Origin of the sequence: Butyricimonas hominis (assembly GCF_014287455.1) — a bacterium.
Lineage (GTDB): Bacteria > Bacteroidota > Bacteroidia > Bacteroidales > Marinifilaceae > Butyricimonas > Butyricimonas muris.
The window spans coordinates 241,078-258,487 of the sequence record NZ_JACOOH010000003.1 but is presented as its reverse complement, the minus strand read 5'-3'; the positions used below and the strand labels follow the sequence as shown (position 1 = coordinate 258,487).

The following is a 17,410-nucleotide window of genomic DNA, read 5'->3' as shown; positions in this document are numbered from 1 at the left end:
GTTACTTTGTAGAATTATATCACGAATTATTTAAAAAGAATATGATGAGAGGATTTTTATGTATTGCCTTGTTCCTGTTGGGATGGGGGCAATTGGATGCGCAGCCCGTAAGGGATACGGCTTGGACTAAAGCGGGATATTTCGGGTTGAAATTGACACAGGTTAGCTTGAGTAGTTGGTCTGCCGGAGGTGAGTCCGCGATGGCATTTGATAGCCAGATAACGTACAGTGCCGATTTTAAACGCGATCGTCAATTATGGCAAAATCGTTTGGAATTGGGATACGGTTTGACCAAGAATGACGGGAAAAGCGCCCGGAAGACAAACGCTAAGATCTATTTCGCCTCTACATACGGTTATCAGATGTATAAAGCTTGGTACTGGAGTGCCTTGTTGAACTTTAACACGCAGTTTGCCAAGGGTTATGATTATAATATCGAGGATTCTGATTTTATATCTAAATTCTTGGCGCCCGGGTATTTAGTGATTGGTGTTGGTGCCACGTGGAGTCCGAATAAAATATTTACGGCGACCATTACCCCTGCTTCATGGCGGGGAACTATCGTGGCAAACAAACGCCTGTCGGATGAAGGTGCTTTCGGCGTGGACAAGGGAAAACATTTGCTATCAGAATTCGGTGCCAACTTGAAGGCCGAAGTAAACTACGAGTTTTTGCAGAACATGACGATTTATTCCCGATTGGAATTGTATTCCAATTACTTGGAAGACCCGCAGAATATTGATGTCCGTTGGGACGTGCAGTTGAATATGGCTATCAATAAATGGTTTTCAACCACGTTGTCTACCAACTTGCTGTATGATAATGATGTGAAGATCGCGCAGAAAGACGGAACCGCCGGACCGCGGGTTCAGTTTAAAGAAGTGTTGGGAGTGGGGTTGCAGATTCATTTCTAGGAAGATTAACCAAGATTTTGTGTAAACGTGGAATACGGAATGCTTGCAAGGCACCGTATTCCACGTTTTTTGTTTTCTTCTTGCAATCGCTCAATTGTTGCTTGCAGACGTTCAATTGAAACAGTAGGTGAAGGAATTTTATTATATGCCGCATCGAAAAAGCCTATTAATTCTATACGAGAATGACGATATGAACTGAATGAATAATCATAGGGAAGTAAGGCAATAATGTACTTTTATTAAATATGTCTGTCCTTTAGAGCAATCTAAATACAAGGGATTGGCTTGATTAGTTCAATAATCGTGTTTAATTATCCTTACTTTAACCGCAAAGCCGAAGAGAAGTAATCCTAAAGCTACTGTTCTTACCGTGCTTGAGGTGTTTGTGCATCTATATTGCCCCTATCTTACATGGAGCAACATAAATGCACGAACGGAACGAGAATGGTAAGAAGGGTAGCTTTACTGCGGTTTTACAGTGGCTCTTCAATAGGATTACACTTGTTCATGCGAACCAGAAAGCCAACGATGATAATTATTATTCTGTAACCGCCGTAACTGTTACGGCGGTTACAAAGATACAAAAAGAGGCTGCATCGTGCAGCCTCTTTTTATATGAATAAAGTTGTTGCTTATTTTGTAACTCTTTCAAGCCATTTCACCATACCAAGCATAACGCCCATGGATACAAGGCATACGATCAAGAATACAGTCCAGCATTGCCAGATTGGCCACGCGTTGTACATAAGGGGACCAATCCAAAGTAGAAGGTTACCGAGAGCGGTAGCCGCTAACCATAGACCTTGACATAAACCGAGCATGCTCTTGGGAGCAACTTTTGACACGAAGGATAATCCAAGAGGAGAGATAAACAACTCTGCAACTGTCAAGAAGAAGTAAGTGGCGATAAGAACCCACCAGTGAGCCTTGCTTGCCATTTGCTCCGCGATAGGCAGTAATTTGAATGAATCTGCTGAAGGATAACCTTTCATCAAGGAGAAAATTGCAAGGAACAAGAAGGCCATACCCGCGATGAACATACCGATAGCGATTTTGCGGGGAGTTGAAATTTCTTTACCGCGTCTTGCGAGAGCCCCGAAAATAGCCATGATAATGGGGGTAAGGACAATCACGAAGAAGGGATTGATTGCTTGCCATACTTCAGGAGCGACAGCAGAGGAATCCACGAAGTCGCGGGCGAAGAATGAAAGTGACATACCGTTCTGGTGGAATGAGAACCAGAAGAAAATAACTATACCCAAAACAGCAAATAACGCGTACATTCTCTGTTTAATTTCTTTAGCCATAGCAGCTTTCTCCTCCGGGGTGTAGTCTACGCTTTGGGCAGTAGCCTTCTTCGCGGGATTCGGGAAAGTCTTTTGGGAAACAAAGAAAATAACAAGAGAGATAAGCATGGCTGCAACAGATGCAATGAATGAATAGTGAATACCTTCATTGAAAATTTGCAGGTATTGGCTGCAAGATGCGGTCAGGTCGGAAACGGCTCCACCAGCAGCAACCATAAGTTGTTGTAAGTTGGCAAGAGCTTCCGGTGCCATAGCGGCAGCATTGTTAATATACTCGTGGCAAAGTGCCGGGAGTTGTGCGTTGTAAGTGAATCCGTTTGTTCCCAACCACCATTGGCGTAAAACCGGAGCGATGAACGGGGCAATCAAACCACCCACGTTGATAAACACGTAGAAGATTTGGAATCCTGAATCCCGCTTGTCTTTCGCGATTTTGAGAGCTTCCGGACCTTGTTTGGCGGCGTCTGCCTCGAAGTTATCGTACATCTGACCCACGATAGCTTGCAAGTTACCTTTGAACAAACCGTTACCGAAGGCAATGAGGAACAGGGCAACGCAAGTGAGCGTCAACAACCAAGTCGTGTTTGCCGCGGTAGCGAGGATTGGAATGGACAGGATAATGTATCCTAATGCCATAATTACAAGACCGGTCTTAATGGTACCCTTGTAGTTTTGCGTGCGGTCAGCAATAAGACCTCCGACAAGGCTTAAAATGTATATACCGGCGTAAAAGAAAGAGTAGATAGTACCACTGGCAGCTTCACTCAAACCAAATTTAGAACATAGGAACAACACGAGTACGGCATTCATGATGTAGTAGCCGAAACGTTCTCCCATATTACTTAGAGCCGCGGTAAGCAACCCTTTAGGATGATTTTTAAACATAACTTTTGTTTTTGATTCGTATTGATTAATATTAAAATTATTTCATTCACGCTAACAGCACGCAAATATAATTTATTTTTTTATCTTTAGTCCTTGAAAACGTTTGAACTCTGTTATGAAGAACGAATATAGAAAAATTTTCAAGACATCCGAACTGCGGGAATTGGATGAATATACGATTGATAATGAGCCGATAACGTCGTTAAATCTGATGGAAAGGGCGGCTAGTTTATTGACACAAAAATTATTGATTTTTTTTTCACGTGGTCATATTTTTAACATTCTGGCGGGGAGCGGGAATAATGCCGGCGACGGGTATGTCGTGGCTAGGTTGTTGAATGAAAAATGGTTGATAACCAAGGTGTTCGATTTGTGTCCGGGGAAGCAATTATCGCTCGACTGTGCCGTGAACAGGGAGCGTTTTGTACGAAACGGGGGAGTGTGTATCGAGGTGGAAAAAGCGGAAGATTTTCTGCCGGATGAAAACAGTGTTATTATTGACGCGATTTTCGGTGCCGGGTTGAATCGTCCGGTAACCGGATTTTTGGGGGATGTCATTCGAAAGGTGAACGAGTTGCCTAATACAGTTGTGGCAATAGATATTCCTTCCGGTTTACTCGGTGAAGATAACCGGGAGAATGACGGGGCTATCGTGGAGGCTGATTACACTTTTACATTTCAATTTCCTAAACTGGCATTCATGTTCCCGGAGAACGGGAAGTATGTCGGGGAAGTAGAGGTATTGGATATTCATTTGCATCCGGGTATTTTGCGGGAACGGGATTCTTCTTATTATTTTTTGACCGAGGAAGCGGTGGCCTCCCGTTTGCTGATGCCGGAAAAGTTTTCCCATAAAGGGACCTTGGGGAATACCTTATTAATAGCGGGGACTCCCGCGATGCCGGGTGCCGCCGTGTTGGCGGCAAGAGGAGCCATTCGTTCGGGAACGGGATTGTTGACGGTGCATGTGCCTCGTTTCGTGAAAGAGATGATCCATTTTGCCGTACCCGAGGCATTGGTGGAGGTGGACTCGAGTGACTACTGTTTCTCGGGCGTGAACGATTTGTCTAGGGTACAGGCTGTCGGGATCGGACCCGGTTTAGGGACGAGTGATGTGACGAGGTACGGGATGCGTCGGTTGCTGAAGGCATGGCGGGGGAAAATGGTGATTGATGCCGATGCCTTGAATCTGCTTGCTGCCGACGCGGAATTGTTGAGTATGGTACCCCGGGGAGCCGTGTTGACGCCTCACCCGAAAGAATTCGAGAGATTGGCAGGAAAAAGTGAAAATGATTTTGATAGATTAAATAAATTAAGCACCTTTGCAGGTCTACACCAACTGTATGTAGTATTGAAGGGTGCGCGCACGGTGATAGCCTCTCCCGACGGTAATTGTTATTTTAATATGACAGGAAACCCGGGAATGGCAAAAGGAGGGGCAGGAGATGTGTTGACCGGAATCATTGCCGCGTTGCTGGCAAGCGGACACGAGCCGTTGGATGCAGCCGTTATCGGTGTTTACGCGCACGGTAAGGCGGGTGATCTGGCAGCCGCGGAATTTGGAATGAGGGGAGTCCGGGCGGGCGACATCGCGGATAAGCTGGGGTTGGTGTGGAAAACGTTGGAAACATATAATATTGCTAAGTAGTGATAAACGAAATGAAACGACTTTTATTGATTATCGGGTTGATGGGATTAGTATCCCTGTCTGTTTTAGGACAGAAGAAGAGAGAATTAACGACTCCTGTATCTGTGAATTATGCCTTGCCGAAGATCGGTTATGATATAGTGGTCACGATGGAGTGTGTGGAGGCTGTGCCGGGACCTTTCCGTAAATATGCCATGCAGCAATTGGGGGTGCAGCCGGAAATCATGACGCCGGGAGAGGAATGGACGATCAAGAATATCCGTTTCGTGCCGAAAGCGTTGCCGGATACCAAAGCGATGTACACGCTGAATGCCGCGGGTGAATATAATTCGATAACGGTCAACGTGACCCCGGAAGGTTTTTTGGCCGGATTGGGAAGCGGGGCTACCAATAATAGTCACGACGGGAAAATGGTGTACGCGCCGGATAAAGAAGCCGCGGATGCCGATATTGATTACGTGCGTTTCGGGTTGCGTTCCACGCAAAAAGAGGTGTTGGATTCCAATTTCACGGAGATGGAAGTAGAGGGAGAGATTCGTAGAGTATGGGACCCGATCGAGCGTCATGTGCTGAAGGAAGAAAAAGATTACGTGAGCGAAATCACGGAAGATTTATTTGCCATACGGAAAAAGAGATTGGAACTTTTAACCAACGGAACGGCTACTGCCGAGGCTCTAAAAGCGTTGGATAAACTGGAACAGGATTATATGAGTCTTTTCATGGGTAAGAAGGTGCGGAGTAAAGTTGTTCGTACATTTACCTTTGTACCCGAGAAAGCGGACGAAGCTGTTGTTTTATTCCGTTTTTCCGCGGAAGACGGGATAACGGCTAAGAATAATGTTTCGGCACAGCCTTATATCGTGGAACTTCGTAATTTGTTGGTTCGGAAACAAGACGCACCACAAAAAGAGTCTGCCCGTCCGGTTCCCTCGTTGTTTTACAGAGAGCCGGCAACCGCTGACATTTACCTTTTGAAAGGTAAAGAAGTACTAATGACGGTAAGCGGTGTTATTCCACAGTTAGGCGTGATCAAGCAATTCCCGTTGGATGTGATCAATAACGAGGGGATAGCCCTTGAATTTTATCCGCTATACGGTTCGTTGAAAAGTGTGATAAAAAAATAATTTCAGGTATTTACAATTCTATTTATGGCGGAGGTAAGCGATAAGGGGTTACTTGGGAGATTCTTGGTGTGGCGTGTTCGCAATATCAAGGAGAAACAGTTCATCGTGATCTTGAGTATCTTGGTGGGTATTGTAACCGGGTTGGCGGGAGTGGTGTTGAAAAATATGGTACATTACACTCACGTGTTCTTCACGGAACGGATGCAGGTGGATAGCGGTAGCTTGTTTTTCTTCGTGTACCCTGTTATCGGTATTCTGCTCACGACGTTGTTCGTGAAATTTTTCGTGAAAGAGGGAATCAGTCACGGGGTGACGAAGGTTTTGTACGCTATTTCTCGTCGGAATAGTATGATAAAACCGCACAACAATTATTCCTCAATGATTGCCAGTACGTTGACTATCGGGTTCGGTGGATCTGTCGGAACGGAGGCAACTATTGTATTGACCGGGGCGTCGATCGGTTCGAATCTGGCGCGTATGTTCAGGATGAACTATAAGGTAATGACATTGATGATCGGGTGTGGTGCGGCCGGTGCTATTGCCGGAATATTCAAGGCTCCTATTGCCGGAATTGTGTTCACGCTGGAAGTGCTGATGCTTGATTTGACGATGGCTTCGTTAGTACCTTTAATGTTTACCGCTATTACCTCGTATGTCGTGACTTTCTTCCTGATGGGCGACGGTTTCGTGTTCTCGTATCAGATTACCGATAAGTTCGTGATGGCTAATTTCCCGTACTATGTTATTTTGGGTGTTTTTGCCGGGGTATTGTCCGTGTATTTCGTTCGGATGAATATCCGGATAGAGCAGTTGATCGGGCGGGTGAAAAATATCTGGAAACGGGTGGCTATCGGTGGAGCGTTATTGGGAGTGGTGATTTTTATTTTTCCCCCGCTATACGGTGAAGGTTACTCGGCGTTGGATGATTTGATGGCTGGGCATTCCGATAAATTATTGAATAACACGTATTTTTTCGGTTTTCGGGATAGTACGTTGATGTTGATTCTTTTCGTGGTCGGTTTAATTTTCGTGAAGGTGATCGCCACGGCACTGACGAATGGTAGCGGTGGAGTAGGTGGTGTATTCGCACCGAGTTTGTTCACGGGTGGTGTTGCCGGATTCTTGGTTGCCATGTTGATAAACCTGAGTGGTATCCGTCACGTGGAACCGAGCCATTTCGTGTTGGCGGGTATGGCGGGCACGATGTCGGGAGTAATGAAAGCACCTTTGACGGCGATGTTCCTGATCGCTGAAATTTCGGGGGGATACGCTTTGTTCCTGCCGTTGATGCTGACGTCAGTTATCTCTTATCTGACGAGTCAAGGCATGGAACCTTATTCTATTTATGCCCGTCGGTTGGCTATACAAGGCGATTTACTGACTCACAACAAGGATAAGGCCGTGTTGACTTTGATGAAGTTGAACAAGGTCGTGGAAACGGATTTTAAAACCATCGGGGTGGATGCCACGTTGGGGGATCTGGTAAAAGTCGTATCCAAATCGAGCCGGAACTTGTTCCCCGTGTTGAATGATCGACAGCAATTATTGGGCATCGTGTTATTGGACGATATTCGTAAGGTGATGTTCAATCAGGATATGTATTCCAAGACTTACGTGAGGGATTTTATGACGACGCCTTCCGTGGTGATTGATATCAATGATTCGATGGAGGTTGTCATGAAAAAGTTCGAGGATTCCGGGGCATGGAATTTGCCCGTTTTACAAGATCATCAATATCTCGGTTTCGTGTCTAAAGCAAAGATATTCAATACTTACCGTAAAGTGTTAATTCACTTCTCCGATGATGAATAGAATTTATATGTAACTATTTAGCCGTATTCCCGTTATTAGTGAGTGAAATATTTTACTTGTAATGTTTCTAAATAATTCCTTCTATATTGTAAAGAGGTTGTATTATTAGAAATAAAGTATATATTCGCGGCAAAATAGAAAAAACTATATAAACGATATAACTATGTATTGGACACTGGAATTAGCCTCAAAATTGGAAGATGCACCTTGGCCTGCATCAAAAGATGAGTTGATCGACTACGCCATTCGCTCTGGGGCGCCTATGGAAGTGATTGAAAATCTTCAGGATATTGAAGATGACGAGGAGATTTTCGAGAGTATTGAAGATATTTGGCCGGACTATCCGAGTAAAGATGATTTCTTCTTTAACGAGGATGAGTATTAATTGATGGTTGTAATGAATAAAAAGGATTGTCTAAGAAATTAGACAATCCTTTTTGTATAATCTTCCTTGCAGGTGTTGTGGGATTCTCCGTGTTTTACAGAACCATACGTTACCCTTGCTTAACCTCAAAGACGTATCATGGACGTAGCATGAACGTAAATTTGCGTTTATGATGTGTTTATGCTATGTAAATATAGCCTCTTTGGGGGTAGGCAAGGGGGAAGAACGGGGCGTGCAACAACTTTGCAAGTGTAAGGTTATTTTTTCAGTAACCGATAATACTCGTGCAAGAAATTGGGGGTGAATATGGAGGTGTTGTCAGGATTCTCGATTTCTTCGCGAGTCCAGAAACGTCCTTCGTCAACTTCTTCGTTATGGATGTCTATGGCGTCGTGTGCGGTACAGAGGAACGAGAACACGAGTTCGCGTTCACGGGGACTTTCCCACACGTAAGAACCGAGGAACCGGGCTTTGAATTTAGTGATTCCCAGTTCTTCCTGTGTTTCCCGTTTTAAGGCATCTTCAATTTTCTCCCCGAACCCGACATGTCCGCCGACTGCCGTATCCCACATACCCGGCAGGAAGTCTTTTTTCATGCTTCGTTTTTGCAGGTAGATATCTCCTTGTTTATTCATGATGTGGAGATGGACTACCGGGTGGAGGAGCATGGAACCGGAGTGTACACTGCGGCGGGTGGCTTTTCCGACAACTTCCCCTTTCTCGTTGACCACGGGCAACCATTCGTCGTCACGTGCCGCTTTGGCTAGAAGACGATTTTTGACAAAGAAGGTCAGGAAGAATAAGGCGAGCAGGATGTATAATAACGGTCCTTCTATAAAACCGTGTACTTCTTCATTACAGAGAAAGGCAGAAGCGAAAGCGACAGCCGTGTGAATGACAAGCAGATAGAATAACAATCCGAGCATCCTGTGCATGGCTTGTTGCTGTTCCGGGGTGATTTGTAAGGTGTTCCGGTATGATTCGGGCAATGTCTTCGTCATGTCGGCTTTCGTGAAAGCGAAAACGCCTAACAATACACACATGGCGGCTTCCACGATGGTTTGTTGTATTCTTTCAAAAGATGTTCCTTCCAATAACACGGCGATTACTCCCAAAGCGATGAAAAATAGGGTATTGGCGAGAGTCGTTTTGTTTATTCTCTTTTCTTTTATCCACGAGTAGAAAAATTCTCCGGCACCAAGTATGATGACGGCAATCAAACCGATTCGCGGGCCAAAAAATTCTTCGGCTATGAAATACAGGATAATCAGTACAAAAGAGGGGAGAAGGGAACGCATAACAATTGAAAATTGAGGATTGAAAATTGAAAATGATAGGGAGTTGCAGGTTACAAGTTAGAGGCTTTGCCTGTACTTGTAACCTGCTAACTTGTGACTATCTGATTTCAGCGTTGAAGAGGTGTTTGTAAGTTCCCATCAACTTGTTCATGATCTTGTCGATCTGTTTGTCGGTGAGCGTCTTTTCCTCGTCAAGCAGGGTGAAACTTACGGCATATGATTTCTTGTCGGCACCTAGTTTTTCGCCCTCGTAAACGTCGAATAAGGTGACGGATTTCAAGAAAGATTTTTCCGTGCGGAAAGCGGTATCCTTGATTTCTTTGAATGTCACTTTCTTGTCCAGTAAAAGGGCAAGGTCACGTTTCACGGAAGGGAATTTCGGTAGCGGCACGAAAGTGACCGTTTGGTTTTTGATCGCTTTCAATATATTTTCCCACGAGAATTCAGCGTAATAGACTTCTTGGCTTACATCCGTTTTCTTCAAGGGTGTTTTGCTCACGATACCCATGGAAACAATATGTTTGTCACCTGCCTTGTAAGTCAATCCTTCGCGGAAGATATCCCGGTCGCTTGCCTCTATTTTCAAGTTATCGGGTTGCAACCCGAGCCGGTTCAATATCATTTCGCAATAGGCTTTCAGGTAGAAGAAGTCTGTTTTGGCTTCTTTGGCGTTCCATGTCGTGATATTTTTATTACCCGTGATGAAAAGAGAAAGCATATTTTCTTCTTTGTATTGCTTTTGAGGATCGTCGGTACCTTCTTTCTTGTGGAAGGTATACGCTTTCCCGAACTCGAACAATTTCAAATTGTGGTTCTTCCGGTTGATGTTGTACGCTACGTTTTCCAACCCGGAGAATAACAGGGATTGGCGCATGGCTCCTAAATCGGCGCTGAGCGGGTTGAACAGCATGACCGTCCGTGTCGGGTCGAAGGAGGTGAGGTCCTCGTAATAGCTGGCTTTGGTCAACGAGTTGTTCATTACTTCGTTGAATCCGTTGGCGGCTAACAGGTCGGAAATGATATTTTTCAATTGGTAATCATCCGGTTTTTCGCTGTAACTTAACGTGGACTTCACGCTATTGGGTACTTCCACGTTATTGAAGCCGTAGATGCGAAGAATGTCCTCGATCACGTCGGCTTCCCGTTTCACGTCCACGCGGTAGGGGGGGACATGTAATAACATACCCTCTTCGTCTTCTTTCACGATCTTCATCTCGAGAGAACGAAGGATGTTTTTGATGGCGGAGTGATCTATTTTTTTACCGATCAGACGGTCGATATGGTCGAATTTCACGGTCACCTCGAAATCTTCCACGGGTGTCGGGTAGATGTCTATCACGTCGGATGTGATTTTTCCGCCCGCTACTTCTTTGATCATCATGGCTGCCAGTTTCAAGGCATAAATCACGATATTCGGGTCTGTTCCCCGTTCGTAACGGAAAGATGCATCCGTGTTCAAGCCGTGGCGACGAGCCGTTTTGCGAACGAATACCGGATCGAAACAAGCACTTTCAAGGAATACGTTCGTCGTGGTTTCCGAGATGCCGCTTTCCTGTCCCCCGAATACTCCGGCAATACACATGGGAGCCTCGCTGTTGCAGATCATCAGATCGTCCTCGTGCAATTCTCTTTCCACGCCGTCCAGTGTGGTGAACTTCGTGCCTTTGGCAACACTTTTGACAATCACTTCATCTCCTTTTACTTTATCTTTGTCGAAAGCGTGCAGGGGTTGTCCCAGACCGAACAGGATATAGTTTGTCACGTCCACGATGTTGCTGATGGGATGCAACCCGATCGCTTTCATCCGGTTCTGTAACCATTCGGGAGAGGGTTTTACTTGAACGCCTTCAATGCAGATTCCGGCATACCGACGGCAGGCTTCCGGTCTTTCCAGACGTACCGATATCTTGGCTCCCGTGCTGTCCGGCTTGAAGCCTTCCACGGAAGGAAGCGCGTACCGTATGTCTTGTGTCTGTTGCAGGTAGGCTGCCAAATCCCGGGCTACACCGAGGTGTGAGGCTCCGTCGATACGGTTCGGGGTGATATCCACCTCGATAACGGTATCCCGGTAAACGTTGAAATAATCTGCCGCGGGTATCCCGACAGGGGTGTCTTCCGGCAATACCATGATTCCGTCATGCGATTCGCCGATACCTATTTCATCCTCCGCGCAGATCATTCCGTTAGAGGCAACTCCTCTGATTTTTGATTTCTTTATCACGAACTCTTCGTCACCTTTGTAGAGGGTTGTACCGACAGTAGCTACTACTACTTTTTGTCCGGCAGCGACGTTGGGTGCACCGCACACGATTTGCTCCGGTTCTCCCGTTCCGAGGTCAACCGTGGTCACGTGCAAGTGGTCAGAATCAGGGTGTTCTTCACAAGTCAGTACTTTACCGATAACCAGCCCTTTTAATCCTCCTTTCACGGCCTCAAACTCCTCGTAGCCGCCTACTTCAAGTCCGATACTTGTCAGTATTTTGCAAATCTCTTCAGTGCTTTGGTCTATCTTCAAATAGTCTTTCAACCAGTTCAGTGATACGTTCATATATTAATTTTAGATTTATGATTTATGATTTATGATTTTAGATTGAACTCCCTCTATCCATTTTAGATTTAATGATTGTAGATTTTAGATTTCTCCCCACTTGCCAACACTTCTTTTATTTCAAATTCTACACTCTTAATTTCTAATCACTGTCTTTGACTAGTGCCACCAGCTCCTCCTCTGTTTATAGAGGAGGTGTCTGCTTTGCTGACGGAGGAGTTCATTTTCAATTCTCCATTTTTCATTTTCAATTGATATCTAGCATTCTCTGGATCGGTAACCACGCTCTCTGCCTTAAATCTTCGGGGAGGCGTACCTCGTGTTGTTCTTTTTCAAGGGCGTCGAGGACTTTTTCAAGGGTTACTTTTTTCATTTGTCCGCAGATTGCGGTTGGATGAATGGGGATAAATTCTTTCGTGGGGTTATCCGCCTGTAACTTATGAATGGTTTCCAATTCGGTTGCGATGATAAATTGCTGCTTCGGTGATTCCTTGGCGTGTTTGATGATTCCTGCCGTGGAATACATGAAAGCTCTGGGATGATTCAATACGCGATCGTCGTGTGAACAACTGGACTCCGGGTGTATCAACGCGTCGGCATCCGGGTATTGTTCCAGTTTATCCAATATCATTTGGGCATCGATACGGTCATGCACGCAGCAATCGCCATTCCAGATTTCCATTTCCCGTCCCGTTACCTTTTGGATGTAAGCACCGAGGTTTTTATCGGGAACAAACAGAATCTTTTTGTCTTTCGGCAGGCTTTGTACGACTTTCAAGGCGTTGGATGAAGTACAGCAGTAATCCGTGTACGCTTTCACCTCGGCGGTCGTGTTCACGTAGCTGACGATAAGACCGTCCGGGTTTGCCTTTTTCCATTCCCGCAAGTCGTACCCGCTGACGCCTTCTGCCAGAGAGCAACCGGCTCCTTCTGCCGGAATCAGTACTTTTTTGTTCGGGGAGATGATGGAAGCGGTTTCAGCCATAAAATGAACCCCGCAGAAAACGATAATATCGGCATCCGTTTCTCCTGCCATGCGGGAGAGGCCCAGTGAATCACCCAAATAATCGGCAACGTCTTGAACTTCCGGGCGGGTATAATAGTGCGCCAGAATAATAGCGTTTTTTTCTTTCTTCAACTGTTGTATCCTATCGACAATTTCCTTGTGTGTCATAACCGTGTATTAGTTCATTTTGATGTTCATGCTAATGTCCATTGCCGTGACCGAGTGTGTCAACGCTCCCACGCTGATGTAATCTACCCCGGTGGCGGCAACTTCTTTCAGACGGGGGATGCTCATGTTTCCCGATGCTTCGGTTTTGGCTCTGCCCGCGATGAGTTTTACCGCTTCGGTCATCGCTTCGTTGCTCATGTTGTCGAGCATGATGATATCGGCTCCTGCGTCAAGTGCCTGTTGTACTTCTTCCAAAGTAGTGGTTTCCACTTCCAGTTTGATGCTGAGAGGGAGATGGGCACGCGCTTCTTTCACGGCGTTGGGGATACCTCCGGCAATCTTGATATGGTTGTCTTTCAACATAATCATATCGTATAATCCCATCCGGTGGTTGGAGCCTCCGCCGTGGTGTACAGCCATTTTATCCAGCACTCTCAATCCCGGTGCGGTTTTACGGGTATCTAACAAGCGGGTACGCGTTCCTGCCAGTTCTTTCATGTAACGGGCTGTTTCCGTGGCAATACCGGACATCCGTTGCAAGATGTTCAACGATAATCGCTCGCCTAACAAAAGAGTACGATAGCTTGCTTCGATTCGTAGAATGATATCTCCTTTTTTCACGGCGGTTCCGTCGTTTACTAACGGTTCCCATACGATATCTTTTTCAAATTTCTCGAATACTCGTTTAGCGATTTCCAACCCGGAGATAACTCCGTCGGCTTTTGCCTTCATCTCGGCAACTGCTTTTGCCTGCACGGGAATGATTGCATTGGTCGTGATGTCCCCCGTGGCGATATCCTCTTCAATGGCGAGGTCGATTAGTCTTTCTATTAGCGAGTCGTACATAACCTGTTGAATTTTAGATTTTAGATTTTAAATTTTAGATTCCAACCGCACGGAACCGGTCATTTTCAATTGTACTGGTAATGTCCTGATTTCCTTTTCCTTTTGTTGAATGATGTGACATACAAAAGCATCTTCCGGGTTCGGGTAGTCGGAGCGGAAATGTCCGCCTCGGCTTTCTTCGCGGAAGAGGGCGGAACGGATAATTAATTCCGCCACGGTGAGCAGGTTTTTACTAACCAGTGAATAGTATTCGTTTGCTTCAAAATTTTCTTTTGCTTTTAATGCTTCCAGACGGTTCAAGCCTTCCTGTAATCCGCTTTTGTTTCGGATGATTCCGGCTTCCCGTGTCATGATGTCGGCGACTTCGGTTTTAAGTTGCAGGTAAGCGTCGAGTTTTCGCGCATCCAAATGGAATCGGGGAGTGATCTCCGGAACCGGGGCTTCCCGTTTGTTCCGCACGGAATCTTCCACGGCACGTTTACCGTATACCAGACATTCTATGAGTGAATTGGATGCTAGTCGGTTGGCTCCCATGATGCCGGATGAAGCGAGTTCCCCGCACACGTAAAGGTGGGGGATATTTGTCCGCCCGTTCAAGTCGGTTCTGACACCTCCCACGGTATAGTGGGCGGCAGGTGCGACTGGTATGCGGTCAGTCATGTCGATGCCTAGTTCCGCGCACTTTTCAAATATATTCGGGAAGCGTTTCTTTATCTTTTCCGGATCGAGATGTTTCAATGACAGGTAAACGTAGTCCTGATCGTTCTGTTTCATTTGCAGGAATATGGATTGCGCCACGATATCCCGCGGGGCAAGTTCGGCAAGCTCGTGTTTCCCTACCATAAAGCGTTCGCCCTGTTGATTCAACAGGTGGGCACCTTCTCCCCGGACAGCCTCGCTGACCAGATAAGCCTCTCCCGAGGGCGTGTAGATAGCGGAGGGGTGGAATTGGATAAATTCCATATCCGCGATTTCGCATCCTGCCTCGAACGTGAGAGCCAGTCCGTCACCGATCGTGGTGTGGGGATTGGTCGTGCGTTTGTATATCGCGGAGGTCCCGCCGGAGGTGAGTAACACGTTGTGTCCCGTGAATACCTCTTCCCGGTTTTCGTTAAAATCCCAGCATCTGACGCCGTAGCACCCGTGTTCGTCTTGTAACAGGGCGATAACAGCATGATTGTCGAATACTTCCACCGAGGGACAATGTTCCACTTTATCAATCACGAAATTGGTAATCATCCTCCCGGTCGCGTCCCCGCCGGCGTGTAGTATCCTTTTTTGGTGGTGTCCGCCTTCCAGACCGAGTGCAAGTTCCCCGTTCTCCGTGTCGAAGTGCATACCGTCGTTAATCAATTCTTGTATGCGAACGGGTCCTTCGTTTACTAAAACATGAACGGCAGGATAGTCGCACAAACCTCTTCCTGCCGTGATCGTATCTTGGAAGTGAAACAACGGGGCATCATCTTCTCCGGTAACGGCAGCAATTCCACCTTGGGCAAAATAAGAATTACTTTCCCTGATATTGGATTTGGTTAACAATGCTACTTTCCCGTAAGCTGACGCACGATAGGCCGTATAAAGACCTGCTAAACCACTTCCGACAATAATATAATCGTAACTACGCATTTTTTTGTCATGTAAATTGATGCGAAAGTAGTAATATTTTTTATCTAAACCAATAAAAAGTAAGGTCATAAGGTTCATAAAGTTTATAAAGTTCATAAAGTGAGGGATGTCCTTTGAAAAGGGGGGAGCGGTAACATGAGTTGCCGTGGACAAAAGACTCGCGGGGTACGGTGAACTTTATGGATGAGGCGTTGATTAGCGAATGTCGGTAAACGACTTGGAAAACTTCTCGCCGTAGGCATTGAGGTATTCTTTCGTGAACTTCTCGTAACTTTTCTTGGCAAGGGAGTGTTTGCCTAGGGCAGCGTAAGCGTTTACCCGTAATTGGAGCGCGTATTCGTTAAGTTGATCGCAAAGGGAGATCGAATCGGCTATCTGTAATGCCAGATCGGGTTCTGTCTGAATATTCACGGAAGTTTCCGTGTAACTCACGAGGGTATCGATAATGTAATCCGATACGGTCGATTTGTAGCGGTCTAGCCACTCGTAATCCGTGTCGAACAAGAAGGCGCCTTGCTTGGATAGTTGCAGCAGTTTCAGAATATCTTCCCGGGCGGTTAATTTACCTTTTGCCGACAAGGAGAGATAATCGTAATAGTCCGTGTATATCTGTTCCGGGGTAAGGTTGAGAATCCAACTTCCGGTTTTATTGCTGACCTCGTTTTCCCCGAGGGTATCCAGTAGGCTTCGTAATTTGCCAATGTTCACCGCCCGGTTGTTTTTGGCACTCTGTTCGGTCTTGTCGAACCATAGTAATTCTTTCAATCGCTCGGAGGTGATGCCTTTTTCCGGTGTATGTATCAATAACAACAAGAAAAGTTCTTTCAACAAGGGGGTGAATTTCTTCGTGATATTGTTTCCTTCGGCATCGTAGATATGAAAGCCGCCGAACAGGTAAACGGCGTTTACCGTTTGGGGTATGTGTACCGGAGATTCGTTGTTGGCGATTGTAACTTCATTTTCCAGCCGGGATGCTGAAGCGGATTGTTTCCGGCGCAAAAGCCTTTTACGCAATTGTACACCGCCGAACACGAGTAAGTCCACGATAAGTATAAAGATAAACCAATACCAGAAAGTAGCGGAGAATTGTTTGTCCGTGGTTTCGATAAAATGAATATTGCTGATCTGTAATGCCGGTTTTCCGTCCCGGTCGAGTACTTTCTCTTTGTCGGCGATAAAAGCAAATTTATACCCCGCCTTGGGATCGAACCCGAGGTTGTTGATCGTGTATAATGTATCGCCGATTTGAATCGTAAATTCTTTTTTCTGTTGGAACAAGGTCAGCTTTACCTTAAATTCCGGGTTCGGAGAGGAAGAGGGGATAGGCAACTTTCTCAGGTTCTCTCTGGAATACACGATTAATTGTTGTAATTCCCCTTTCCGGTAATCCAGAAAAAGGTTATAATACTCGTTTTCGTTCGAGTTGATTTGTAGCAACGGGCCGAAATAAGTTTGTTGGTGTGCTTGTAGAGTAATATCGAAATCAATCTGTAATCGTTTCTTCAAGTAGATGTACCGGTTTTTGTCAGAAGGTACCGTGTCATTTTTTTCTGTGTTATTGTAATCCGATTGCGCGAATATCTTCCCGGTCGGAAAAACTGACATCATGAACATGAAACTCACGATTATAAGGTGTCGCGAGCTAAAGTGAAAGGTTGTATGTTTTCCGGTGTTTTTCATCCACTGCAAATATAGCATTTGCTGATGAATTATAAAATAATAATTTTACTCCCTGAAAGAAAGTGGCTGAGGGTATGTTTTGCAAGGTCACGGGTGTCCTCGTCAAAATGCCCACAGGGTACCCGTTACTTTATGAACTTTATAAACCTTATAAACTTTATAA

At 45.6% G+C, this 17,410-nt stretch carries 12 protein-coding genes and 1 pseudogene; 5 read left to right on the top strand and 8 right to left on the bottom strand.

From position 1 onward, the window contains the following. Window positions 1-41 precede the first annotated feature (41 nt). Window positions 42-914, top strand: coding sequence for a DUF3078 domain-containing protein (locus H8S64_RS07930; protein ID WP_186975655.1), 873 nt, complete (start codon window positions 42-44; stop codon window positions 912-914). Between the two features lie 632 nt (window positions 915-1,546). On the opposite strand, the gene H8S64_RS07925 is transcribed toward H8S64_RS07930, so the two are convergent. After that, window positions 1,547-3,106, bottom strand: a complete 1,560-nt coding sequence (locus tag H8S64_RS07925) for a peptide MFS transporter (RefSeq protein ID WP_099292696.1) — start codon at window positions 3,104-3,106, stop codon at window positions 1,547-1,549. A gap of 115 nt (window positions 3,107-3,221) precedes the next feature. Here H8S64_RS07925 and H8S64_RS07920 point away from each other — a divergent pair, with 115 nt between their 5' ends. From H8S64_RS07920 to H8S64_RS07905, 4 genes are all read left to right on the top strand, one after another. Then, the gene (locus H8S64_RS07920) at window positions 3,222-4,754 is read left to right on the top strand and encodes an NAD(P)H-hydrate dehydratase (protein ID WP_186975654.1); all 1,533 of its coding nucleotides are present in this window, start codon (window positions 3,222-3,224) and stop codon (window positions 4,752-4,754) included. Window positions 4,755-4,765: 11 nt separating this feature from the next. Then, window positions 4,766-5,878 (top strand): DUF4831 family protein, encoded by a 1,113-nt coding sequence (locus H8S64_RS07915; protein ID WP_186975653.1) that lies wholly within the window; start codon window positions 4,766-4,768, stop codon window positions 5,876-5,878. A 24-nt stretch (window positions 5,879-5,902) separates the two neighbouring features. Continuing rightward, a complete protein-coding gene (locus tag H8S64_RS07910; RefSeq protein WP_099292693.1) occupies window positions 5,903-7,690 on the top strand; it encodes a chloride channel protein in 1,788 nt (595 codons plus the stop codon). Between the two features lie 163 nt (window positions 7,691-7,853). Next, window positions 7,854-8,075 (top strand): DUF2795 domain-containing protein, encoded by a 222-nt coding sequence (locus H8S64_RS07905; RefSeq protein WP_009135471.1) that lies wholly within the window; start codon window positions 7,854-7,856, stop codon window positions 8,073-8,075. A 257-nt stretch (window positions 8,076-8,332) separates the two neighbouring features. Here H8S64_RS07905 and H8S64_RS22515 read toward each other — a convergent pair whose 3' ends face one another. The 7 genes and pseudogenes from H8S64_RS22515 to H8S64_RS07875 form a co-directional block, all read right to left on the bottom strand. After that, on the bottom strand, window positions 8,333-8,869 hold the full coding sequence (locus tag H8S64_RS22515; protein ID WP_255469489.1) for an NUDIX hydrolase: 537 nt from the start codon (window positions 8,867-8,869) through the stop codon (window positions 8,333-8,335). Further along, window positions 8,870-9,373: pseudogene (locus H8S64_RS22510) on the bottom strand (septation protein IspZ); the annotation flags it as partial. Between the two features lie 97 nt (window positions 9,374-9,470). Continuing rightward, window positions 9,471-11,921: a phenylalanine--tRNA ligase subunit beta gene (gene pheT, locus H8S64_RS07895; RefSeq protein WP_186975651.1), complete on the bottom strand. Its 2,451-nt coding sequence runs from the start codon at window positions 11,919-11,921 to the stop codon at window positions 9,471-9,473. Between the two features lie 247 nt (window positions 11,922-12,168). Next, window positions 12,169-13,095 (bottom strand): quinolinate synthase NadA, encoded by a 927-nt coding sequence (nadA, locus tag H8S64_RS07890; protein ID WP_099292690.1) that lies wholly within the window; start codon window positions 13,093-13,095, stop codon window positions 12,169-12,171. Window positions 13,096-13,104: 9 nt separating this feature from the next. Then, window positions 13,105-13,941: a carboxylating nicotinate-nucleotide diphosphorylase gene (gene nadC, locus H8S64_RS07885; RefSeq protein ID WP_186975650.1), complete on the bottom strand. Its 837-nt coding sequence runs from the start codon at window positions 13,939-13,941 to the stop codon at window positions 13,105-13,107. Window positions 13,942-13,968: 27 nt separating this feature from the next. Then, window positions 13,969-15,567 carry an L-aspartate oxidase gene (gene nadB, locus H8S64_RS07880; protein ID WP_186975649.1) on the bottom strand — a complete coding sequence of 533 codons (1,599 nt, stop codon included), beginning with the start codon at window positions 15,565-15,567 and terminating at the stop codon, window positions 13,969-13,971. Window positions 15,568-15,762: 195 nt separating this feature from the next. Continuing rightward, window positions 15,763-17,175, bottom strand: coding sequence for an AfsR/SARP family transcriptional regulator (locus H8S64_RS07875; RefSeq protein WP_186975648.1), 1,413 nt, complete (start codon window positions 17,173-17,175; stop codon window positions 15,763-15,765). Window positions 17,176-17,410: the final 235 nt, after the last annotated feature.